The 19,474-nt window shown below is 59.0% G+C and carries 15 protein-coding genes; 7 read left to right on the plus strand and 8 right to left on the minus strand.

Annotation, left to right across the window (positions count from 1 at the left end):
* Positions 1-31: 31 nt before the first annotated feature.
* A complete protein-coding gene (gene lsrR, locus ABLV66_RS03125) occupies positions 32-1,003 on the minus strand; it encodes a transcriptional regulator LsrR (RefSeq protein WP_045392282.1) in 972 nt (323 codons plus the stop codon).
* Positions 1,004-1,221: 218 nt separating this feature from the next.
* On the opposite strand from lsrR, the gene lsrA reads away from it, so the two are divergent.
* Genes lsrA through lsrG form a run of 6 tightly spaced genes read left to right on the plus strand, consistent with a single transcriptional unit; the run spans position 1,222 to position 6,934 of the window.
* Positions 1,222-2,709 (plus strand): autoinducer 2 ABC transporter ATP-binding protein LsrA, encoded by a 1,488-nt coding sequence (gene lsrA, locus ABLV66_RS03130; protein WP_348876400.1) that lies wholly within the window; start codon positions 1,222-1,224, stop codon positions 2,707-2,709.
* A complete protein-coding gene (gene lsrC / locus ABLV66_RS03135) occupies positions 2,706-3,740 on the plus strand; it encodes an autoinducer 2 ABC transporter permease LsrC (protein WP_004174225.1) in 1,035 nt (344 codons plus the stop codon). Before lsrA ends, lsrC begins: the two co-directional genes overlap by 4 nt.
* A complete protein-coding gene (gene lsrD / locus ABLV66_RS03140; protein WP_042946686.1) occupies positions 3,741-4,739 on the plus strand; it encodes an autoinducer 2 ABC transporter permease LsrD in 999 nt (332 codons plus the stop codon).
* 1 nt (position 4,740) lies between these two features.
* Positions 4,741-5,742 (plus strand): autoinducer 2 ABC transporter substrate-binding protein LsrB, encoded by a 1,002-nt coding sequence (lsrB, locus tag ABLV66_RS03145; RefSeq protein WP_080841433.1) that lies wholly within the window; start codon positions 4,741-4,743, stop codon positions 5,740-5,742.
* Positions 5,743-5,753: 11 nt separating this feature from the next.
* A complete protein-coding gene (gene lsrF, locus ABLV66_RS03150; protein ID WP_032733837.1) occupies positions 5,754-6,641 on the plus strand; it encodes a 3-hydroxy-5-phosphonooxypentane-2,4-dione thiolase in 888 nt (295 codons plus the stop codon).
* Positions 6,638-6,934, plus strand: a complete 297-nt coding sequence (gene lsrG, locus ABLV66_RS03155; RefSeq protein ID WP_045392277.1) for a (4S)-4-hydroxy-5-phosphonooxypentane-2,3-dione isomerase — start codon at positions 6,638-6,640, stop codon at positions 6,932-6,934. The genes lsrF and lsrG overlap by 4 nt, the downstream gene beginning before the upstream one ends.
* A gap of 458 nt (positions 6,935-7,392) precedes the next feature.
* Here the strand turns inward: lsrG and ygjK are convergent, their stop codons facing one another.
* From ygjK to ebgA, 6 genes are all read right to left on the minus strand, one after another.
* Positions 7,393-9,744, minus strand: coding sequence for an alpha-glucosidase (gene ygjK / locus ABLV66_RS03160; RefSeq protein ID WP_348876391.1), 2,352 nt, complete (start codon positions 9,742-9,744; stop codon positions 7,393-7,395).
* Between the two features lie 17 nt (positions 9,745-9,761).
* Positions 9,762-10,820 (minus strand): protein YgjJ, encoded by a 1,059-nt coding sequence (gene ygjJ / locus ABLV66_RS03165; RefSeq protein ID WP_047077811.1) that lies wholly within the window; start codon positions 10,818-10,820, stop codon positions 9,762-9,764.
* Between the two features lie 13 nt (positions 10,821-10,833).
* Positions 10,834-12,267 (minus strand): amino acid permease, encoded by a 1,434-nt coding sequence (locus ABLV66_RS03170; protein ID WP_047065572.1) that lies wholly within the window; start codon positions 12,265-12,267, stop codon positions 10,834-10,836.
* A gap of 228 nt (positions 12,268-12,495) precedes the next feature.
* On the minus strand, positions 12,496-13,929 hold the full coding sequence (locus ABLV66_RS03175) for an amino acid permease (protein ID WP_047043183.1): 1,434 nt from the start codon (positions 13,927-13,929) through the stop codon (positions 12,496-12,498).
* Positions 13,930-14,023: 94 nt separating this feature from the next.
* Positions 14,024-14,473 carry a beta-galactosidase subunit beta gene (locus ABLV66_RS03180; protein WP_004900777.1) on the minus strand — a complete coding sequence of 150 codons (450 nt, stop codon included), beginning with the start codon at positions 14,471-14,473 and terminating at the stop codon, positions 14,024-14,026.
* Positions 14,470-17,562, minus strand: coding sequence for a beta-galactosidase subunit alpha (gene ebgA, locus ABLV66_RS03185; RefSeq protein WP_348876388.1), 3,093 nt, complete (start codon positions 17,560-17,562; stop codon positions 14,470-14,472). Before ebgA ends, ABLV66_RS03180 begins: the two co-directional genes overlap by 4 nt.
* 147 nt (positions 17,563-17,709) lie before the next feature.
* Between ebgA and ABLV66_RS03190 the strand changes: the two genes are divergently transcribed.
* A complete protein-coding gene (locus tag ABLV66_RS03190) occupies positions 17,710-18,504 on the plus strand; it encodes a hypothetical protein (RefSeq protein ID WP_512173811.1) in 795 nt (264 codons plus the stop codon).
* Here the strand turns inward: ABLV66_RS03190 and ebgR are convergent.
* Complete coding sequence (gene ebgR, locus ABLV66_RS03195; RefSeq protein ID WP_009485173.1) at positions 18,455-19,438, minus strand: transcriptional regulator EbgR; 984 nt, start codon at positions 19,436-19,438, stop codon at positions 18,455-18,457. The two genes, ABLV66_RS03190 and ebgR, sit on opposite strands and share 50 nt — an antisense overlap.
* Positions 19,439-19,474 lie beyond the last annotated feature (36 nt).

Here is a 19,474-nt window from a genome sequence, read left to right on the forward strand (position 1 = left end):
CGCCTCGCTGTTGTCGCGCGGCGCCAGGCCGTCAGGAGGCCAGTGCGAGCACCGCGCGTGCTGTTGTCTCTTCCGTTACCAGGCCATTAATGCGCTTGCCAATCAGAGCGGCATGAATCGCCTGCGCTTTTTGTTCTCCCCCAGCGACGCCGACGATGGTGGGCAGCTGCGCCAGCTCATCAAGGGTTACGCCGAGGAGTTCCCGATGGATCTCCAGTCCTTCTACCGGCCGGCCGTCGGCCTGCAGGAAATAACCTAAAATGTCGCCGACCGCGCCTTTGCGCGCGTACATCAGCTGTTCGCCCTCGCTGATATAGCCGGAGCGTAAAATGGTGGCGTCGCGCCGCTGATCGATGGCGCCAATGCCAACCACCGCCGCGTCCGCCGCCATCGCCGCCAGCATCACGTCGCGCACGCTCGACTCGCGGCGCAGGATCTCGGCGACCTCCGCCGAAGAGACCCGCAGCGGCGCCGGAATAATGCTGACGCTGCAGGCGGCATCAAGCTGGCCGATGCCGGTCATATAAGGGCCGACGCCGCCGGAGAGGGTCACCAGCCGCACCTGCTGCGAGCCAATAAATCCGCTGAGATGCTGCAGGCAGCTCATGGTGGCTTCGCCGAACCCGACCGCCAGTAGTTGACCCGGTTGCAGAATGCCCATCAGCGACTGCGCCGCGCCGATCCCCAGCCGGGTATTCATCGGCGGGGTATTGAGCGCCGGCAGCACGCGGGCAAGCTTGAGGCCAAAACGCTGCTGGAGTTCGCTTTCCAGCGCCAGGCAGCCCTCATAGCGCGAGTTGATCTGCACGCGGATCACTCCGGACTGGCGGCCTTTCTCCAGCAGGCGGGAAATTTTCAGCCGTGGCAGCCCCAAACGCTCGCCGATGTCATTTTGCGTCAGGCCGTCGTGGTAGTAACACCACGCCACCCGCGCCACCAGCTCTTCCTCGGCTAACGCCAGCCCGGCGTAGCGGTTCTCTTCCGTAATGCGTTTTTCGCTCATAAATTGAACTCTTATAAAAATTTAGATCATATGTTCGCTATTGCGCGGTCGGAAAGTGTGAGCCGACTGGCAAAACGGATCTTTCATCGCTGGCGCATTTATTCCTGACGATCTAAAGCACCAAAGTGTGATCTTCGCACGGTTGTAAATATAGTTCACCGTCTACGCTTTTGAACATTATTAAATTTAAAAATCATTTGTTCAATTGGGGCGTGATGATGAAGCCACTGTTTGAAGCTCGTCAGATTTGCAAACAGTTCTCCGGCGTTGCGGTGCTGAAGGGCATCGATTTCACGCTATGCGCGGGCCAGGTGCATGCGCTGATGGGCGGCAACGGCGCGGGTAAATCAACGCTGATGAAGATCATCGCTGGCGTTGAAACGCCGGACAGCGGTGAACTGACGCTCGGCGACCGCGCGTTTGCGCGTCTCAATCCGGCGCTGGCGCACCAGCTGGGCATCTATCTGGTGCCGCAGGAGCCGATGCTGTTTCCCAACCTCAGCGTGCGCGAGAACATTCTCTTCCGCCTGCCGAAGCGGGCGGATACCGCCGCGCGGTTGCAGGACAAACTGCAGCAGTTGAACTGCCAGATCAACCTCGACGCCAGCGCCAGCACGCTCGAGGTAGCCGATCAACAGATGGTCGAGATCCTGCGCGGGCTGATGCGCGAGGCCAGGATCCTGATCCTGGATGAACCCACCGCCTCTTTAACGCCGGGTGAAACCGAGAGACTGTTTAGCCAGATCCGCGCGTTACAGGCGCTGGACGTTGGGATCGTCTTTATCTCACACAAATTGCCCGAAATCCGCCAGCTTGCCAGCCATATTTCGGTGATGCGCGATGGCGCGGTGGTGCTGAGCGGCGAGACCGCGGCTTATCGCGATGAGCAACTGATTAACGCTATGACGCCGGCCAGCCGCGACCATGCGCTGAGCGACACGCAAAAGCTGTGGCTGGCGCTACCGGGCAACCGGCGTACTCAACCGCAGGACTTTCCCGTGCTACGGGTGGAGGATCTCACCGGAGAAGGTTTTATCGATCTCAATCTGGAGATCCGCGCCGGAGAGATCGTCGGTCTGGCCGGGCTGGTAGGATCCGGGCGCACCGAATTTGCCGAAACCCTATACGGCCTGCGTCCACCGCGCGCCGGGCGGATCTGGCTGGAGAACCGCGAGATTAGCCGCGACAGCACCCGCGCCAGGCTAGCCAGCGGGCTGGTCTATCTGCCGGAAGACCGCCAGGTCTCGGGGCTGTTTCTCGATGCGCCGGTGCGCTGGAACACGGTGATGTTCAATCAGCCGTCGTGGTGGCAGCAGGGGAAACGGGAGGCGGCGGTGGTTGAGCGCTATCACCGTGCGCTGGGGATCAAGCTGGCCGATGGCGATCCGCCGGTGCGCACTCTCTCTGGCGGTAACCAGCAGAAGGTGCTGCTGGCGCGCTGTCTGGAAGCTAATCCGTTGCTGCTGATTGTCGATGAGCCGACGCGCGGCGTGGACGTCTCCGCCCGCGCCGATATCTATCAACTGCTAAAAAGCGTTGCCGCGCAAAACGTGGCGGTGTTGATGATCTCCAGCGATCTGGATGAGTTCGTTGGCCTGGCCGACCGGGTGCTGGTGATGCATCAGGGCCGCTACAGTGGCGAACTGGCGCGGCAGGCGGTGACCGTCGATCGCATGATGACCCTGGCCTTCGGAGGGCAGGCATGAAAACGTTACTGAAGAATCGCGAACTGAGCGCCTTCTTTGCCATCGTGGCGCTCTTTGTTGTGCTGGTGGCGCTCAATCCAGCCTATTTCAGCCTGCAGACCCTGGCGATGATTTTCGCCAGCTCGCAGATCCTCTGCCTGCTGGCATTGGGCGCGACGCTGGTGATGCTGACCCGCAATATTGATGTGTCGGTAGGCTCGACCGTTGGGCTGTGCGCCATCGCCGTCGGCGTGGCGCTGAACAACGGTTACGGGCTGGCGACGGCTATCGCCTTCGCGCTGGCGATTGGCGCGCTGGCCGGGGCTTTTAACGGCCTGCTGGTCGTGGGACTGCGCATTCCGGCGATTGTCGCGACGCTCGGTACGCTGGGGTTGTATCGCGGAGTGATGCTGCTGTGGACCGGCGGGAAATGGATCGAGGGCTTGCCCGACAGCCTGAAATCGCTCTCGGAGCCCGCGTTTATTGGCGTGTCGCCGCTGGGCTGGCTGGTGCTGGCGCTGCTGCTGGCGGGCGGCTGGCTGCTATCGCGCACCGCCTTTGGTCGTGATTTTTACGCCGTTGGCGATAATCTCGCCGCCGCGCGTCAGCTGGGCGTGGCGGTCAACCGCACGCGGATGCTGGCCTTTACCCTCAACGGCATGCTGGCGGCCTGCGCCGGGATCGTCTTCGCCGCGCAAATTGGTTTTGTGCCTAATCAGACCGGCAGCGGGCTGGAGATGAAAGCCATCGCCGCCTGCGTACTGGGCGGGATCTCGTTGCTCGGCGGTACCGGTACGCTGCTCGGCGCGTTTCTCGGCGCCTTTTTCCTCACCCAAATCGACACCGTGCTGGTGCTGTTCCGCCTTCCCGCCTGGTGGAATGACTTTATCGCCGGCCTGGTGCTGCTCGGCGTGCTGGTGCTCGATGGCCGCCTGCGCCAGGCGCTGGCCCGCCATCAGCGGGCGCTAAAGTACAGCCGTTTCCAGCCCGGTAATAAAGGGGGCAAACAGGTTGCCCGCTTTCCCGAACGCAAAAGCAAAGAGGTGGCTTAAATGAAGCTGAAGCTTAACTGGGAAAGCGCGCTGCTGGCGTTGCTGATCGCGGAAATCCTGCTATTCGGCGCGTTGAATCCGCGCATGCTGGATCTCAATATGCTGCTCTTTAGCACCAGCGACTTTATCTGCATCGGCATCGTCGCGCTGCCGCTGACGCTGGTGATCATCAGCGGCGGGATCGATATTTCGCTGGGCTCGACCATCGGCCTGTGCGCTATCGCCCTCGGCGTAATGACCCAGGCGGGCTGGCCGCTGTGGCTGGCGGTATCGCTGACGTTGCTATTGGGGCTGCTGTGCGGGTTATTTAACGCCGCGCTGATTCACTACACCGGCATCAGCCCGCTGGTGATCACCCTCGGGACGCTGTATCTGTACGGTGGCGGCGCGCTGCTGCTTTCCGGCATGGCCGGCGCGACCGGTTACGAGGGGATTGGCGGCTTTCCCGATAGCTTCACCGCCTTCGCCAATTTAACCCTCGCAGGGCTGCCGCTACCGCTGGTGCTGTTCGCGATTATCACCTTTCTCTTCTGGTTGCTGGCCCATCGCGGGCGCTTTGGCCGCCACCTCTTTTTACTCGGGCAAAACCCGCGCGCCGCGCGCTATGCCGCGCTGTCGGTGAACGGCATCCCGTACGTGCTGTATGGCCTGGTTGGCGTCGCCTCGGCGGTCGCAGCGCTGGTGATGGTCTCCTATTTCGGCTCGGCGCGTTCGGATTTAGGCCGCGACCTGCTGATGCCGGCGCTGACCGCGGCGGTGCTCGGCGGGGCCAATATTTACGGCGGCTCGGGATCGATACTGGGTACCGCGCTGGCGGCGTTGCTGGTGGGGTATCTGCAACAGGGTTTACAGATGGTCGGCATCCCCAACCAGGTGTCGAGCGCGCTGTCAGGGGCGCTGTTGGTTGTGGTGGTGATGGGGCGTTCGCTGAGCCTGCACCGTGAATGGGTGCGCGCAACCTGGCGGCGTCTTTTCTCGCATAAAACAATCGGAGCATAAAATGAAATTAAAACTGATCGTGCTGGCGCTGACGATGAGCGTGGTTACCGCGCAGGCGGCGGACCGCATCGCCTTTATTCCTAAGCTGGTTGGCGTCGGCTTCTTTACCAGCGGCGGCAACGGCGCGAAAGAGGCGGGGAAAGCGCTGGGCGTTGATGTCACCTATGACGGCCCGACCGAGCCCAGCGTCTCAGGCCAGGTGCAGCTTATCAACAACTTCGTCAACCAGGGCTACAACGCGATTATCGTCTCCGCCGTCTCGCCGGACGGCCTGTGCCCGGCGCTGAAGCGGGCGATGCAGCGCGGGGTGAAAGTCCTGACCTGGGATTCCGATACCAAACCGGAGTGCCGCAGCATCTATATCAACCAGGGCACGCCGCAGCAGCTCGGCGGCCTGCTGGTCGAGATGGCGGAAAAGCAGGTGACCAAACCAGCCGCCAAAGTGGCGTTTTTCTACTCCAGCCCGACGGTGACCGACCAGAACCAGTGGGTGAAGGAAGCCAAAGCCAAAATCGAAAAAGAGCATCCGCAGTGGCAAATTGTCACCACCCAGTTTGGCTATAACGATGCCACCAAATCGCTGCAAACCGCCGAGGGGATCTTAAAAGCCTATCCGGATCTCGACGCCATTATCGCGCCGGATGCCAATGCGCTGCCGGCGGCGGCGCAGGCGGCGGAGAACCTCAAGCGTCAGGGCGTGGCGATCGTCGGCTTTAGTACTCCGAACGTGATGCGCCCGTACGTTGAGCGCGGCACGGTGAAAGCGTTCGGCCTGTGGGATGTGGTTCAGCAGGGCAAAATTGCGGTTAACGTCGCCGATCGATTGCTGAAAAAGGGCGATCTTAACGTAGGTGATAGCGTTGAGGTGAAAGATATCGGCTCGCTGAAGGTCGAACCGAATAGCGTGCAGGGCTACCAGTATGAAGCGAAGGGCAACGGTATCGTGTTGCTGCCGGAGCGCGTGGTGTTCAGCAAAGAGAATATCAACAACTACGACTTCTGACGGAGGATGAGATGGCTGATTTAGACGACATCAAAGAGGGTAAGGACTTCGGTATCGACCGCCCGCAGCAGAACACGCTGTATACCCTGAAAGGCTGCGGCTCGCTGGATTGGGGCATGCAGTCGCGGCTGGCGCGCATCTTTAATCCGCACAGCAACCGCACGGTGATGCTGGCCTTCGATCACGGCTACTTCCAGGGGCCAACGACCGGGCTTGAGCGTATCGACCTGTCGATTGCGCCGCTGTTTGCCGACACCGATGTGCTGATGTGCACCCGCGGCGTACTGCGCAGCCAGGTACCGGCGGCCACCAATAAGCCGGTGGTGCTGCGCGCCTCCGGCGGTAATTCGATTTTGAGCGAACTCTCTAACGAATGCGTGGCGGTGGCGATGGAAGACGCGCTACGTCTCAACGTTTGCGCGGTGGCGGCGCAGGTCTATATCGGCAGCGAATACGAACATCAGTCGATCAATAACATCATCAAACTGGTGGATGCCGGCAATCGCTACGGTATGCCGGTACTGGCGGTTACCGGCGTCGGCAAAGAGATGGCCCGCGATGCGCGCTACTTCTCGCTGGCCAGCCGGATTGCCGCCGAAATGGGGGCGCAGTTTGTGAAGACCTATTTCGTTGAGGAAGGTTTTGAAAAAGTAACCGCTAGCTGTCCGGTGCCGATCGTCATCGCCGGCGGTAAAAAACTGCCGGAGCATGAGGCGCTGGAGATGTGCTGGCGGGCGATCGACCAGGGGGCGTCCGGGGTGGATATGGGGCGCAATATCTTCCAGTCCAGCGCCCCGCGCGCGATGCTGAAGGCGGTGAAAAAGGTGGTGCATGAGAATCTGAACGCGCGCGAAGCGTATCAGTTCTGGCAGGAAGAAAAACAGGGAGAGCTGAAATGAACGTGACGCTGGTGGAGATCAATATTAAACCCGAGCGGGTGGATGAGTTTCTCGAGGTGTTTCGCGCCAACCACGAAGGCGCGCTGCGGGAACCGGGCAACCTGCGCTTTGATGTCCTGCAGGATCCAGAGGTGAAAACCCGCTTTTTTATCTACGAAGCCTATAAAGACGATGAGGCGGTGCTGGCGCATAAGAAGACGCCGCACTATTTAGCCTGCGTCGAAAAGCTGGAGGAGATGATGTCGCAGCCGCGGCAGAAGCGCAGCTTTATCGGCCTGTTACCGGCGGTGTGAGAAGAGCCCTCACCCCGACCCTCTCCCGAGGGGAGAGGGAGAAAAGCGGGCCGGAGCAATGAATAAAAACGGCATCGGACGGTTCCCTCTCCCCAGTGGGAGAGGGAGAAAAGCGGGCCGGAGCAATGAATAAAAACGGCATCTGACGGTTCCCTCTCCCCAGTGGGAGAGGGAGAAAAGCGGGCCGGAGCAGTGAATAAAAACGACATCGAACGGTTCCCTCTCTCCAGTGGGAGAGGGAGAAAAGCGGGCCGGAGCAGTGAATAAAAACGACATCGAACGGTTCCCTCTCCCCTGTGGGGGGAGGGAGAAAAACGGCATCGGACGGTTCCCTCTCCCCTGTGGGGGGAGGGAGAAAAACGGCATCGGACGGTTCCCTCTCCCCTGTGGGGGGAGGGAGAAAAACGGCATCGGACGGTTCCCTCTCCCCTGTGGGGAGAGGGTTAGGGTGAGGGGAATTACGGCTTACGGAAAAACTCGTTATACAACATATATAAATGCGCCGCGCTCCACGAGAAGTTGGGCGCTCCCTGCTGGGCGCCGGTCAGCGGATTGTAGTTCTCCTGAATCGGGCCATCGGCGGTTAAGCCTTTGGCGTGCTGGAAGAAGGCGTCCGCCAGCTTCAGCGCCTCATCGCGATGACCGTAGCGCTCCATTCCCTTCAGGCCGAACCAGAACTGATCCACCCACACTCGTCCGCGCCAGTAAATATCGGCGCCAAAGGCCGGGTTGGTCAGCGCGGCGGTACCCAGCGGCACAAAGGTGTTGAACTCTTTCGGGTCGAGCATCACCGAAACCACATCGTCAGCATGTTGCTGCGTCGCCGCGCCGTTAAACAGCGGCGACCAGCCTTCCGGCCCCTTGCCGCGCTCGACGATCGGTTTACCGGCGCAGCCGTTGGCCAGCGGTTGTTCTTCGATACGAATGTCGTAATAGAAACGAGTCTGCGGGTCGAACATGCAGGTATTGATATAATCCGCCAGCTTCGTCGCCAGCGCCTGATAGCGCTTTGCCTCTTCCGCTTTGCCAAGAATCGTCGCCATCTGCGCCAGATAGTGGTTATCGCTGTACATATAGCTGGCCTGATCGACCGACTCCTGAAGCAGCGAATACCCCAGCAGGTTGCCGCTGCGGTCGCGGTTTTCGGCGAATTTCACCGTCCAGTCGCTGCGTTTGCCGCCGTTGGCGACGTATTTATCCAGCTGTTCTTTATCGATAAAACCAAATACCGCCGCATCGTCGCGCCCGGATTCCCACGATGCCGCTACCTGCGCCGGGATTTCGAGGCTGTCGTAATCGCCTTTGGCCGTCACCTGCTCGTAGGCGCTAAGGCCGGAAAGCGTCTGCTCGGTTTGCCCTTTTTTCACCGTGAACAGCATGGCGCCGTCGGCGGTGTTGTGCGCCTTATCGCGGGTTGCGCCATATTCCGGCACGCCGTTACCGTTATGGTCGCGGTTGCGTAGCCACCAGTCGTGATAGGCCACCAGCTTCGGATACATCTCTTCCAGCCATGCTTTATCTTTGGTGACGTTATACACCTCCATCACCGACCAGGCCGCGAGGCTTGGCTTGGTGTTGCGTTCGTTCCAGTTGCCGCCGTCGCCGCCGCGCTCGGGGCTCAGGTTCCAGGCAATCAGATCGGGCACAAATCCGGCATCCTGCGGGCGCACCTTATCATTGGCTTTAATCTGCCAGGAGAAGACGGCGCGGATATTCTCTTTGGCGATATCCGGGTTGAAGTGGGCCATGGCGTAGGCCTGTTTCCAGGTATCCCACGGCCAGGTCTGGTTGCCGGAGAACCAGCGGCCGGTCACGGATGGGGTGACGGTGTGGTAATGCACCGCGCCGCCCGGCGCGCGCCAGTTGCCGTTGAGCGTCTCAATGGCTTTCACCGCCACGCGGGTCTGTTCAGCGGTAGCGTCTGGATTGCTGAGCCCTTTTTGCAGATAGCCGTCCCAGCGCTGTTCGGAGGCGGTGAGATAGTAAGCCGGGCGCGCCAGAATATCGCGGATCTGCGCTTTTTCCCGCCGCGCTTGCTCCGCGGTGAGCAGGTGCGAATAAGTGGTGTAGAGGGTGGTGGAGCCGCGGATCTCCGCGCTGCTGGTGAAGCGGTGACCGTCGATACGGGTCTCGGTTGCCAGCGAACGGTGGATCTGATACTGCGATTCGCCGGAAGTCATCAGGTCAGAGGCGGCGCGAACTTTGCCAAAGCTGACCGTCAGGCCGTCGGGCGTGGCGTTCAGACGGCGCTGATAGTCCGGGAAGGCTTCATCAATGGTTTTGCCCGACAGCGCTTTACCCTCTTTGGCGGCCAGTTTTTCCAGCAGTTCGCCATCCCATACCAGCTTCAGTGGAGTGTTGCTGGTGATTTTGGTCTCCACTAGCGAAGTGTGGGCGCTGGCGAAGCGCAGCGTCATCTCCACCTTCACGCCGGGCGCGGTCAGCGTTTGTTTCAGCGCGCCGGGCAGGCTCCAGGCCTGCAGGGTGAAATCGACCTTTTTGCCGTTCTGATACACCGTCAGGCGATCGAAGTTGGTGGCCATAAAGTTGATGTACTCTTCGGTCAGCAGCGCCGGGCCGGGGAAACCGCCCATGGTCGCCGGGCCGTCGGGCAGCAGGTGGCCGTGCCATGCCCCGAGGTCAAAAAAGGGGTTGAAGCGCTGGTGGTCATCGGCGTCGAAATCCTGCATATACTGCGGCGCGCCGCTACGATCGATGACGTTTTTAAACGCCTGCGCGGTGACGGCGTGGGCGGAAAAACTCAGCATCAGCGCGCAGGCCAGCGGCGTCAGCGTAGTGGTGAGGTTCATGGTATCTCGGCTCCTTGTTACCAGTAGAAGTATTGCATCAGGAAAATTTTGTCGCTCGGGTCGCCGCTGGCGTTGCTGGTATAGAAACGGCTGTCAGCGGCGGTGGCGAAACGCCCGCCGCCGTATTCGTACCAGATGCCAAATTGCATAAACGCGGTGGTTTCATCAGCGGCGTGGTCCGGGCGGTGTTTGGCGTAGCTGTATGCGGTGGAGAAGTAGAGCCCGCTTAAGGCTTCATACATGGCGCTGGCCATAAAGCCGGTTTCACTGCCGGGAACATCCAGCCCTTTGGCGCGGCCGGTATGGTGCCAGGCGCGGAAGGCCAGATTGGGCGACAGAACGCCGGTCAGGAATAGCTGTCCGGTGCCGTCGGTCACTTCAAGGCCGTTCATCCAGGTGACATCTTTGACGATGTCGTACTGCACGTAGCCGTTGACCATTGCCGGGTAGGTGTACTTATCGTCATAGCGATCATATTTGCCGAAGTGCAGCCAGGCCTTGCTTTCATCGTGATGACCGGCCGGCGTGGCGGTGACGCTATAGCGGAAATCGCCGCTGCGGTTTTGTACCTTCAGCGCGTACATGATGTCGCGGGTATTGGGGATTACATAACCCAGATCGGGGGTAAAGTCGCCCCACCACTGCAGGTCGTCCAGCGACGAGTCCTGGCGCAGGCTGAGCATGATCTCGGTGTTGTTATCGGTTTTATAGCCGCCATAGAGGCGGTTAATGCCGCCTTCCACGCCGCCCCAGCTGTGGCCGGGCGTCCAGGCATTGCCCTGGCTATCGGCCTGTACCGTCCAGGCTTCGCCGTAAATCAGCCCGAACCAGTGGCCGTTTTTGACTTCCAGCCCGCCCTCGATATAGGTGCCATCGCTGTATTTATGTTTGTCCTCGCCTTCTAAATCCATATATCCGCCAACCCCCAACTCGCCGTAAAAGCGGTAGGAGGTGGTGGTTAATTCCGGCGTTTTGGTATCGTCGTGCTCGGCCGGATGGACGGTCTCAGCGGCCGCCGCAGGGGCGCAAAAAGCCAGGGCAACGAGTGCCCCGTATAAGTAAGGGTTAGTTTTCATTTTTTTAGGGTATTTAAGAGGTATGGGAAGCCGGAGCCGCTTCTATTTGTTGTTGTTCCTGGGTTAATCCTTTGACGTATCTGCTGTATTTCCACCACGCGAAGCCGAGGAAAATAACGATCCCGCCAACGTTGTAGAAAATAATGGTCAGGATGTTGCCGCCGGTTGGGAAGGTTGAGGCGACGAAGCCGATGGCGAAAATCACAATCAGCATGGATACCACCACGATGCCGGTGGTACGCGAGCCCATGCGGAAATCGCGCGGCAGATGGTCGAGTTTGCGGCGCAGGTTGAGGTAGGCCAGCATGATGAACAGCGGCGGCAGCATGGAAGCGGCGGCGGTCATGTTGATGATGGTGTTCATCAGATCCTGCACGGTGTTGGAGCCCAGCGTCGGGATGATCATCAGCGGAATAACGATCAGATACTGGATCCAGGCCGCGCGCGCCGGGACGCCGTTCTCATTGAGCTCGACGGTTTTTTTACCAAAGATGCCGGAGGGAATTTCCGAGAAGAAAATTTTAACCGGGGTGGCGGTCCACATCAGCAGCGAGCCAAACATCGCGGTAAACGAAACGAGGCCGACGAAGCGGTTCATCAGCATTTCCGGCAGGCCAAAGTAAGCCGCCAGGCCGTGGAACACCTGCACCGATCCGCCGGTAAACTTCAGCTCTTTGCTGCTGACGAAGACGTTGATCAGCACGGAGGAGATCGAGTACAGCACGCCGATGAAGATCCCGGCGAGGATGATCACTTTAACGAAGGATTTCGAGCCGCCTTTCACATCGTTGACGTACACCGCCACCGATTCCGCGCCGCCCGCCGCCATAAAGATCCACGTGGTAATACCGAGGAACGCCCAGTTGAAGTTAGGGATCATCGCCTCGACGGTGATCGGATCCGCTGGCTGCACGCCACCCACCAGCGCGGTACCGGCCAGCAGAATATAAGAGAGCGTCAGCAGCAGCATCAGCGATGAGGTGACGGAGGTGATAGGCCCCAGCATTTTCGCGCCGTTGGTGGAGATCCAGGTGGAGAAAGCGAACAGCGCCATGCTCAACACGGTGGTGGCGAACGGCGTCAGAATGTATTCGTAGCCGAGGAAGGCGTAAGAGGCATAGGCGATCACGCGCGGCAGCAGCGAGGTGAAGAAAAACAGGTTTACGAACCAGTAGGTATAGGCGGTGATAAACGCCCAACGGCCGCCGAGCGAACTCTTCACCCAGGCGTAAACCCCGGCCTCGGAGTTTTTATTCAGCGACACGAACTCGGCGATAATCAGGCAAAACGGAATGAAGTAGAACAGGGTGGCGAGGAAGAACATCGGCGCCGACGCCAGCCCCAGTTCGATATTGTTGTTGATGACGTTATTGAAACTGTAAACGGCGGCAAAGGTCAGCGATAGCAGGCCGAACTTGCCGATGGTATTACGTTTAGTATCAGACATAACACATCTCCACACATTGTCCTTCAGAGGGTCGCTGAAGGGGGTTGTGTTGTTTGTAGGGTAGAGGTAGTTAAGAATTAATGTCGATTTTAGTAAAAGTTTTAGTAAATAGAAGTAAAGAAAACGAATAGCTTTAACTCGATCACGAAAAAGGTTGAGTAATACGTAATCAGGCGGGGTTAAAAAAATCCCGCCAGCCGACGAGGGGCTGACGGGACGACAGGAACGTTATTTACCGGCGGCGGCAGCGTTAACCGGCGCCGCGGCGCGCAGACGTTGCTGCTTTTTTTCAAAGCGGGTGATCCACCACCACGCCAGGCCGGAGAAGACTGCGGTCATAAAGACGTTGATAAAGAAAGCGTTAACCAGATCGACGCCCGGCGGGAAAGCCGAAGCAGTCATGCTGATGACGAAAATAACCATCAACATGGTGACCACGCTCATGCCCACTTTTCTTGAGCCCATACGGAAATCGCGCGGCGTGTCATCGTGTTTCCAGCGGAAGACGAAGTAGGCGGCCATGATGAACAGCGGCGGCAGCATGGCGGTGCCGGCGGTGAGATTAATGGCGGTGTTCATCATCTGCTGCACGCTGGCGGAGCCGAAGCCGTTAACAATCAACATCAGGAAAACGAACAGGAACTGCCACCAGGCGGCGCGTACCGGCACGCCGTGGGCGTTCAGCTCGGTGGTTTTTTGGCCGTAGATACCCTTCGGGATTTCCGAGAAGTGGATTTTGACCGGCGCGGCGGTCCACATCATCATGCTGCCGAAGATAGCGATAAACAGGATGATGCCGACGAAGCGGCCCATCAGCGCTTCAGAAATGTGGAAGTAGGCACCGAGACCGGTAAAGATTTCCACCATTCCGCCGGCGTAGGTCAGGTTTTCACGGGCGACAAAGACGTTAACCAGCAGCGAACCTAAGGCGTACATACCGCCAATCAGCACCCCGGCGGTGATGATGACTTTAATAAAGGATTTCTGCCCGCCCTTGGTGTCGTTGAGGTAGGCGGCAACGGTTTCCGCGCCGCCCGCGGCCTGGAAAATCCAGCACATGATACCGAGCGTCGCCCAGTTGATGGTCGGCTCCATCGCCGCCAGGGTAATCGGCTGCGCCGGGACGTGACCGGAACCCAGCGCGGTCAGCGCGCCGACGACGTAAATCGCGAACAAAGCGAACACGCCGTAGGCTACGCATTCGGAAATTTTACCCAGCCAGGTCGCCCCTTTGGTGGATATATGGGTAGCCATGGCGAACAGCACGATGGAGATAAGCGAGGTCACCATCGGCGAGAAGGGGATCGCGTAACCGGTGATCGCATACGAGGCGTAGGCCACCACGTTCGGCAACAGCGAGAGGAAAAAGAACAGGTTCACAAACCAGTAGAGGAAGGAACCAAGATAGGCGGCGCGGGTGCCCAGCGGCTGCTTCAGCCACGCGTACATCCCGGATTCGGAGTGTTTGTTGGCCGAGACGAATTCGGCGATGATAAACACGAACGGGATAAAGTAAACGATTGTGGCGAATAAGAAGATAGGCGCGGAACTGAGGCCTAACTCAATGTTATTATTGACGATATTTCGCACGTTAAAGACGGCGGTAAAGGCCATCGATAGCAGCGCGAACTTGCCGATTTTGGCACGTACAGATTCGGACATACGTCCTCCAATCATTCATCTACCCGCCGCAGCGGGCTAGAACCGAAAGGCCAACGGGCGTACCCGTTGACCTCCCTTGTCGCTTAACGCGGGTTTACTTATTGAGGAAGTATCCGTCTTCAACCGTGACTCGCAGCACCACTTTTTTTACCGGCGCATCGCAGATAAAGCGGTAGGCTTCGTCGATATCGCAAATCACCATCTGCCCTTCGTGAACCTTCACCGTTTCACCGATCCCTTTCAGGTATTCGCGATCGGTTTCGTCGCGGTAGCAGGCGACGGTTTGCAGATTTTCTTTGGCGGCAAACTCGATTTTCTGCTGCCCCTGCAGGTAATAGTGCACCTCAAAGTAGCGGCGGTTGCCGACAAATAGCGCATCGGTCGTACTATCGGTTTCCACCCGATAGGAGAGCGAATCACCAATGGAATGCGCCACACCCGGGCGGATGTTGTCGATGTTATTGATGGCTTCCACGCAGCGCTGCCATTTGCGGCCGCTATGATAAACCTGCTTAAACTGTTCTAAATTATCGAGAATTCTCATTGTTCAGCCTCGCTGTGTGCAACGGGGGAAAAGAAACCGGCGCCGAAGCTATGGTTCGCCAGTACCTGCGAGGTGCCGCATCCGCCCTCCAGCGGCAGCAGCGTAAAGCCATAGTTGAAGGTGTTGAGCCAGACGCGCCAGCTATCCAGCACTTCGCTGCCCCAGGAGTTGGAGCCGAGACCGAGCAGTTGCGCATCGATATTCAGGGTGATGTCATCGCTGCGCTGCAGTTCGTTGCAGTGCTGGGCGGCGTGCAGATTTTCTGCCGTATAATGCCAGGCGCTGACGTTGAGCGGATTGCGCGGAACGACCAGCAGACCGCTGCCGTGGCGGTCGCTGAACGATGCCCAGCGCACGTGCTGACGATTACCGTTGTTCTGCGGGAACGGATAATTGACGAACATATCGTCGACGGTGGTATGCCAGATATCAATGATGTTGCTTTGCTGGCTGTCGGCGTAGTTCTCGCCCGGCCCGCGGCCATAGTAGTTCACCTGGTCGAACTCACCGTTAATGCCCAGCATAAAGCCGATGCACGGGACGATGTGTGGATAGTCGCCGTAGCGCTCGCCGGCCAGCTCAACGTTGATGTGGCCCTGTGGGGTAATCTGCCAGCGATAGGTACAACGCATACCGAAGTCGAACACCGGCGGCGCAATCACGCTGCGGGTGGTGATCACCACCGTTTCGCCCTCTATTTCAGCGCTGAATTCGCGCAGATGCTCCTGCATTATCTGCAGGTGGGCCGGCTGCCACAGTCCTTCGTATTCCTGTTTATGGTTATCAATCATTGGTTTGAAGAAGTTAATCTTCGGCTCGCGGGTTACCTGGTCGACGCCGTTGACCTGCCATTCGCTCAGTTTGCCGCTGACCTTGCTGAACACCACGCGGAAGTTATGGCCGCAGATGGTGTAGCTGAGGCGTTCATCGACAATCTGCAGCGGCGTGGCGCTGGCGTTTAACAGCGGCGTTCGCGCGGCGGTTCGCGCTTTAAGCGGGAACTGATAGACGGCGATATCGTGATTGGCTTCGCTATACGGGGTGCGCGAATCTTTGGTCACCATGATGTTGACGAAAGCCTCACGCTCGTCGAGCTGCGGCAGGGCGATTTGCAGGTCGCGGCCGCTGTTCGGCGCCAGGTCTTTCACTTTCAGCAGCTGACTGGAGAGCGTTTCGCCTTCGGCGCGCACTTCAACGCGCAGGGTGTAGTCATCGAGAGTGGAGAACCACAGTTTGTTTTCCACCCGCAGTTCGCCGCGGCAGATATCCCGCGCCTGCACTTTTACCGGGGCGATGACCTGTTTGTATTCGCGCAGGCCCGGCCCCGGCGTCTGGTCGGAGAAAATCAGCCCATCAAGGCAGAAGTTGTAGTTGTTCGGGTAGTCGCCGTAATCGCCGCCGAATTTGTACCACACCGCGCCGTTATCGTCGCTGGCCTGAATCCCGTGGTCGCACCATTCCCACACGTAGTGGCCCTGGATGCAGTCGTGCTGGTAGAAGACGTTCTGGTATTCGGTTAATCCGCCGGGACCGTTGCCCATCGCATGGGCGTACTCACAGATAATGCGTGGTTTTTCATGCGGATGCTCGCCAAATTCGTTCATCAGCGGCACGCGGGTGTACATCGTGGAGATGATATCCACCACCTCGGCGTCGCGATCCTCTTCGTAGTGCACCAGTCGGGTATCATCCAGCGCTTTGGTGGCGTGGTACATGGCGCGGATGTTGCAGCCATAACCGGATTCGTTACCCAGCGACCAGATGACGATCGACGGATGGTTTTTCTGCGCGTGCACGTGGCGCACGATGCGCTCAACGTAGATGTGTTCCCAGGCCGGATCGTCGGTGATGGCGCTGAGGTTGCCGACGTTGGCGAAACCGTGGGACTCCACGTCGGTTTCCGCCATCACGAACAGTCCGTAGATATCGCACATTTCATAGAAACGTGGGTCGTTCGGGTAGTGGGCGGTGCGCACCGAGTTGATGTTGTGCTGCTTCATCAGCAGCAGATCTTTTTCCACGCGATCCATGCCGACCGCGCGGCCTTTCAGATGATCGTTATCGTGGCGGTTTACGCCGTGCAGCATTACGTAGCGGTTATTGATATAGAACAGGCCGTCGCGCACTTTGATATCGCGGAAACCGACGCGCTGCGGGATGATTTCCAGCACCTCGCCGGCGGCGTTCTTTAACGTCAGCACCAGATGATAAAGATACGGGCTTTCCGCCGACCACTGCTGCGGCGCGCTCACATCAATCGTGAAGCCGGTGTTCAGCTGCTGGCTGACCTGCAGTTGACCGACGTTGCCCGAATAAAGCGCCTTTTCGCCGTCGAACAGGGTATATTCCAGCGTCGCCGCCGCCGTCTGCGGAGCCAGGTTTTCCAGCGTCAGCTGGCAGGAGAGGGTCGCGTCGATGTAGTCATCGTTAAAATCGGTGCGCACGGTGAAATCCTGCACGTGCAGCGGATTTTTCCCCACCAGATAGACGTCGCGGAAAATGCCCGCCGACCACCACATGTCCTGATCTTCAATATAGGTGGAGTCCGCCCACTGCATCACGCGCACGCACAGCAGGTTGTCGCCGGTTTTCACCGCCGCGCTGATATCGAACTCGGCGGTCAGGCGGCTGCCTTTGCTAAAGCCGATGTACTGGCCGTTAACGTAGACTTCGAAATAGGTTTCGACGCCATCGAATTTAATGATGGTTTGTTTGCCCTGCCAGCCGTCGCCGAGGGTGAACAGGCGCTGGTAGGCGCCGGTCGGGTTATCGGTCGGGACATAGGGCACGTCGATGGGGAAGGGGAAACCTTCGTCGGTGTACTGCAGCTGACCGTGGCCTTCCATCTGCCACATACCCGGTACGGTAATTGGCCCCCACTCGTTCTGATAGCATGAGGTAAAGCTCTCCGGTACCAGCAGCGGGTTGGTGAAGAAGCGGAAGTTCCACTGCCCGCTGAGGGACAGGAAGCGGCTGCTGGTTTCGCGGGCGAAGGTCCGCGCCTGGGCCAGTGAGTCGTAAGAGAAGAAATACGCCCGCGGCGGCAGCCTGTTTTCATGAGTGAGTTGAAGGTTTTCCCAGCGATTCATATCGCCTCCCTGAACGGCTTAATAAGATAAAACTCATTTTAGTAAAACTTTTACTAAATAAAATCGTCAGGGATGATTTACTTTAACTTGATCACAAAATGAGCCGCTTTATGCCGGGTGGCGGCTTTGCCTTACCCGGCCTACAGAATGGCGTTCCGGCCAGGACCGGTAACCCGGCCAGGCGAAGCGCCGCCGGGGAACTGGATGGGGGATGAAGCCGCTTTATGCCGGGTGGCGGCTGCGCCTTATCCGGCCTACAGAATGGCGTTCCGGCCAGGACCGGTAGCCCGGCTAAGCGAAGCGCCGCCGGGGAACTGGATGGGGGATGAAGCCGCTTTGTGCCGGGTGGCGGCTGCGCCTTACCCGGCCTACAGAATGGCGTTCCGGCCAGGACCGGTAGCCCGGCCAGGCGAAGTGCCGCCGGGGAACTGGATGGGGGATGAAGCCGCTTTATGCCGGGTGGCGGCTTCGCCTTACCCGACCTACAGAATGGCGTTCTGGCCAGGACCGGTAGCCCGGCTAAGCGAAGCGCCGCCGGGGAACTGGATGGGGGATGAGGCCGTTTTGTGCCGGGTGGCGGCTGCGCCTTATCCGGCCTACAGAATGGCGTTCCGGCCAGGGCCGGTAGCCCGGCCAGGCGAAGCGCCGCCGGGGAACTGGATGGGGGATGAAGCCGCTTTATGCCGGGTGGCGGCTGCGCCTTATCCGGCCTACAGAATGGCGTTCCGGCCAGGACCGGTAGCCCGGCTAAGCGAAGCGCCGCCGGGGAACTGGATGGGGGATGAAGCCGCTTTATGCCGGGTGGCGGCTTCGCCTTACCCGGCCTACAGAATGGCGTTCCGGCCAGGACCGGTAGCCCGGCTAAGCGAAGCGCCGCCGGGATGGGGTTGGATTAACGGGTGGTGCCGCGCAGCTTCAACACGCTGGGAACAAAAACGTTAAGCGGCAGGGCGCGGCCATCGCGGGCCTTCTCGATCAGCAGGTTCACCCCCTGACTACCCATCATTTCGGAGTGGATCCGCACCGTCGACAGCGGCGGGAAGGTAAAGCGCGCGGTGGGGATATCATTGACGCTAATCAGCGAAATATCTTCCGGGATCGCCAGCCCGCGTTCGTGAATGGCGCGCAGCACGCCAATGGCGATGGAGTCCGAGGCGACAAACAGCGCCCGCGGAAATTCCGCTTGCGCCAGCATCTGCTTCGCCAGCTCATAACCGGACGAGCTGGAAAAACCGCCGCGCCAGATATCATCGGCTGAAACCACGCCCTTCAACTGGCCGTACTCCACAAACGCCACTTCGCGAATATCGGCCTTGCCGGGCTGGTCCTGGCCGCCGATAAATCCAATACGCGACGCGCCCTGCTGGATAAAGAAGTCGACCACCTCTTTAGCGATACGTACCAGGTCGATATCCACCGCATCGTACGGGCTGCCGGCTTCGTGGAAATCAATAAAGCAGATATTGTCGGTCAGCGCGCTGGCGGTTTCGCGCAGCTCGCGCGTCGGCTGGCCGATAATCAATACGCCGGTGACCTTTTTCAGCTCGGGCAGGGTGTTATTGAGATAGCAGTTGGTGAGCTCGATGGCCAGCTTTTCACACTGGGTTTCAATACCGTGGCGAATGGCGAGATAGTAAGGGTCGTTAATTTCCAGCTCTTGCTGGTAGCTGTACAGCGCCAGGATATGATGGTGGCCGACGGGTAGGACCTGCGTTTTACGCGCGCTGCTGCTTTTATACTCCAGCTTCTCCGCAATCTCGAGAATGCGATGCTTGGTCTCTTCTTTCACGTTCAGGGTGGGATCGTCGTTTAACACCCGGGAAACCGTCGCCAGCGAAACACCCGCTTCGGTCGCAATGTCTTTTAGCGTTGCCATCTTTTTCCTTTATCGGACGTTGCCCATGTTTGCTCA

The sequence above is a fragment of the Klebsiella sp. CN_Kp073 genome (assembly GCF_040065495.2).
GTDB lineage: Bacteria > Pseudomonadota > Gammaproteobacteria > Enterobacterales > Enterobacteriaceae > Klebsiella > Klebsiella aerogenes.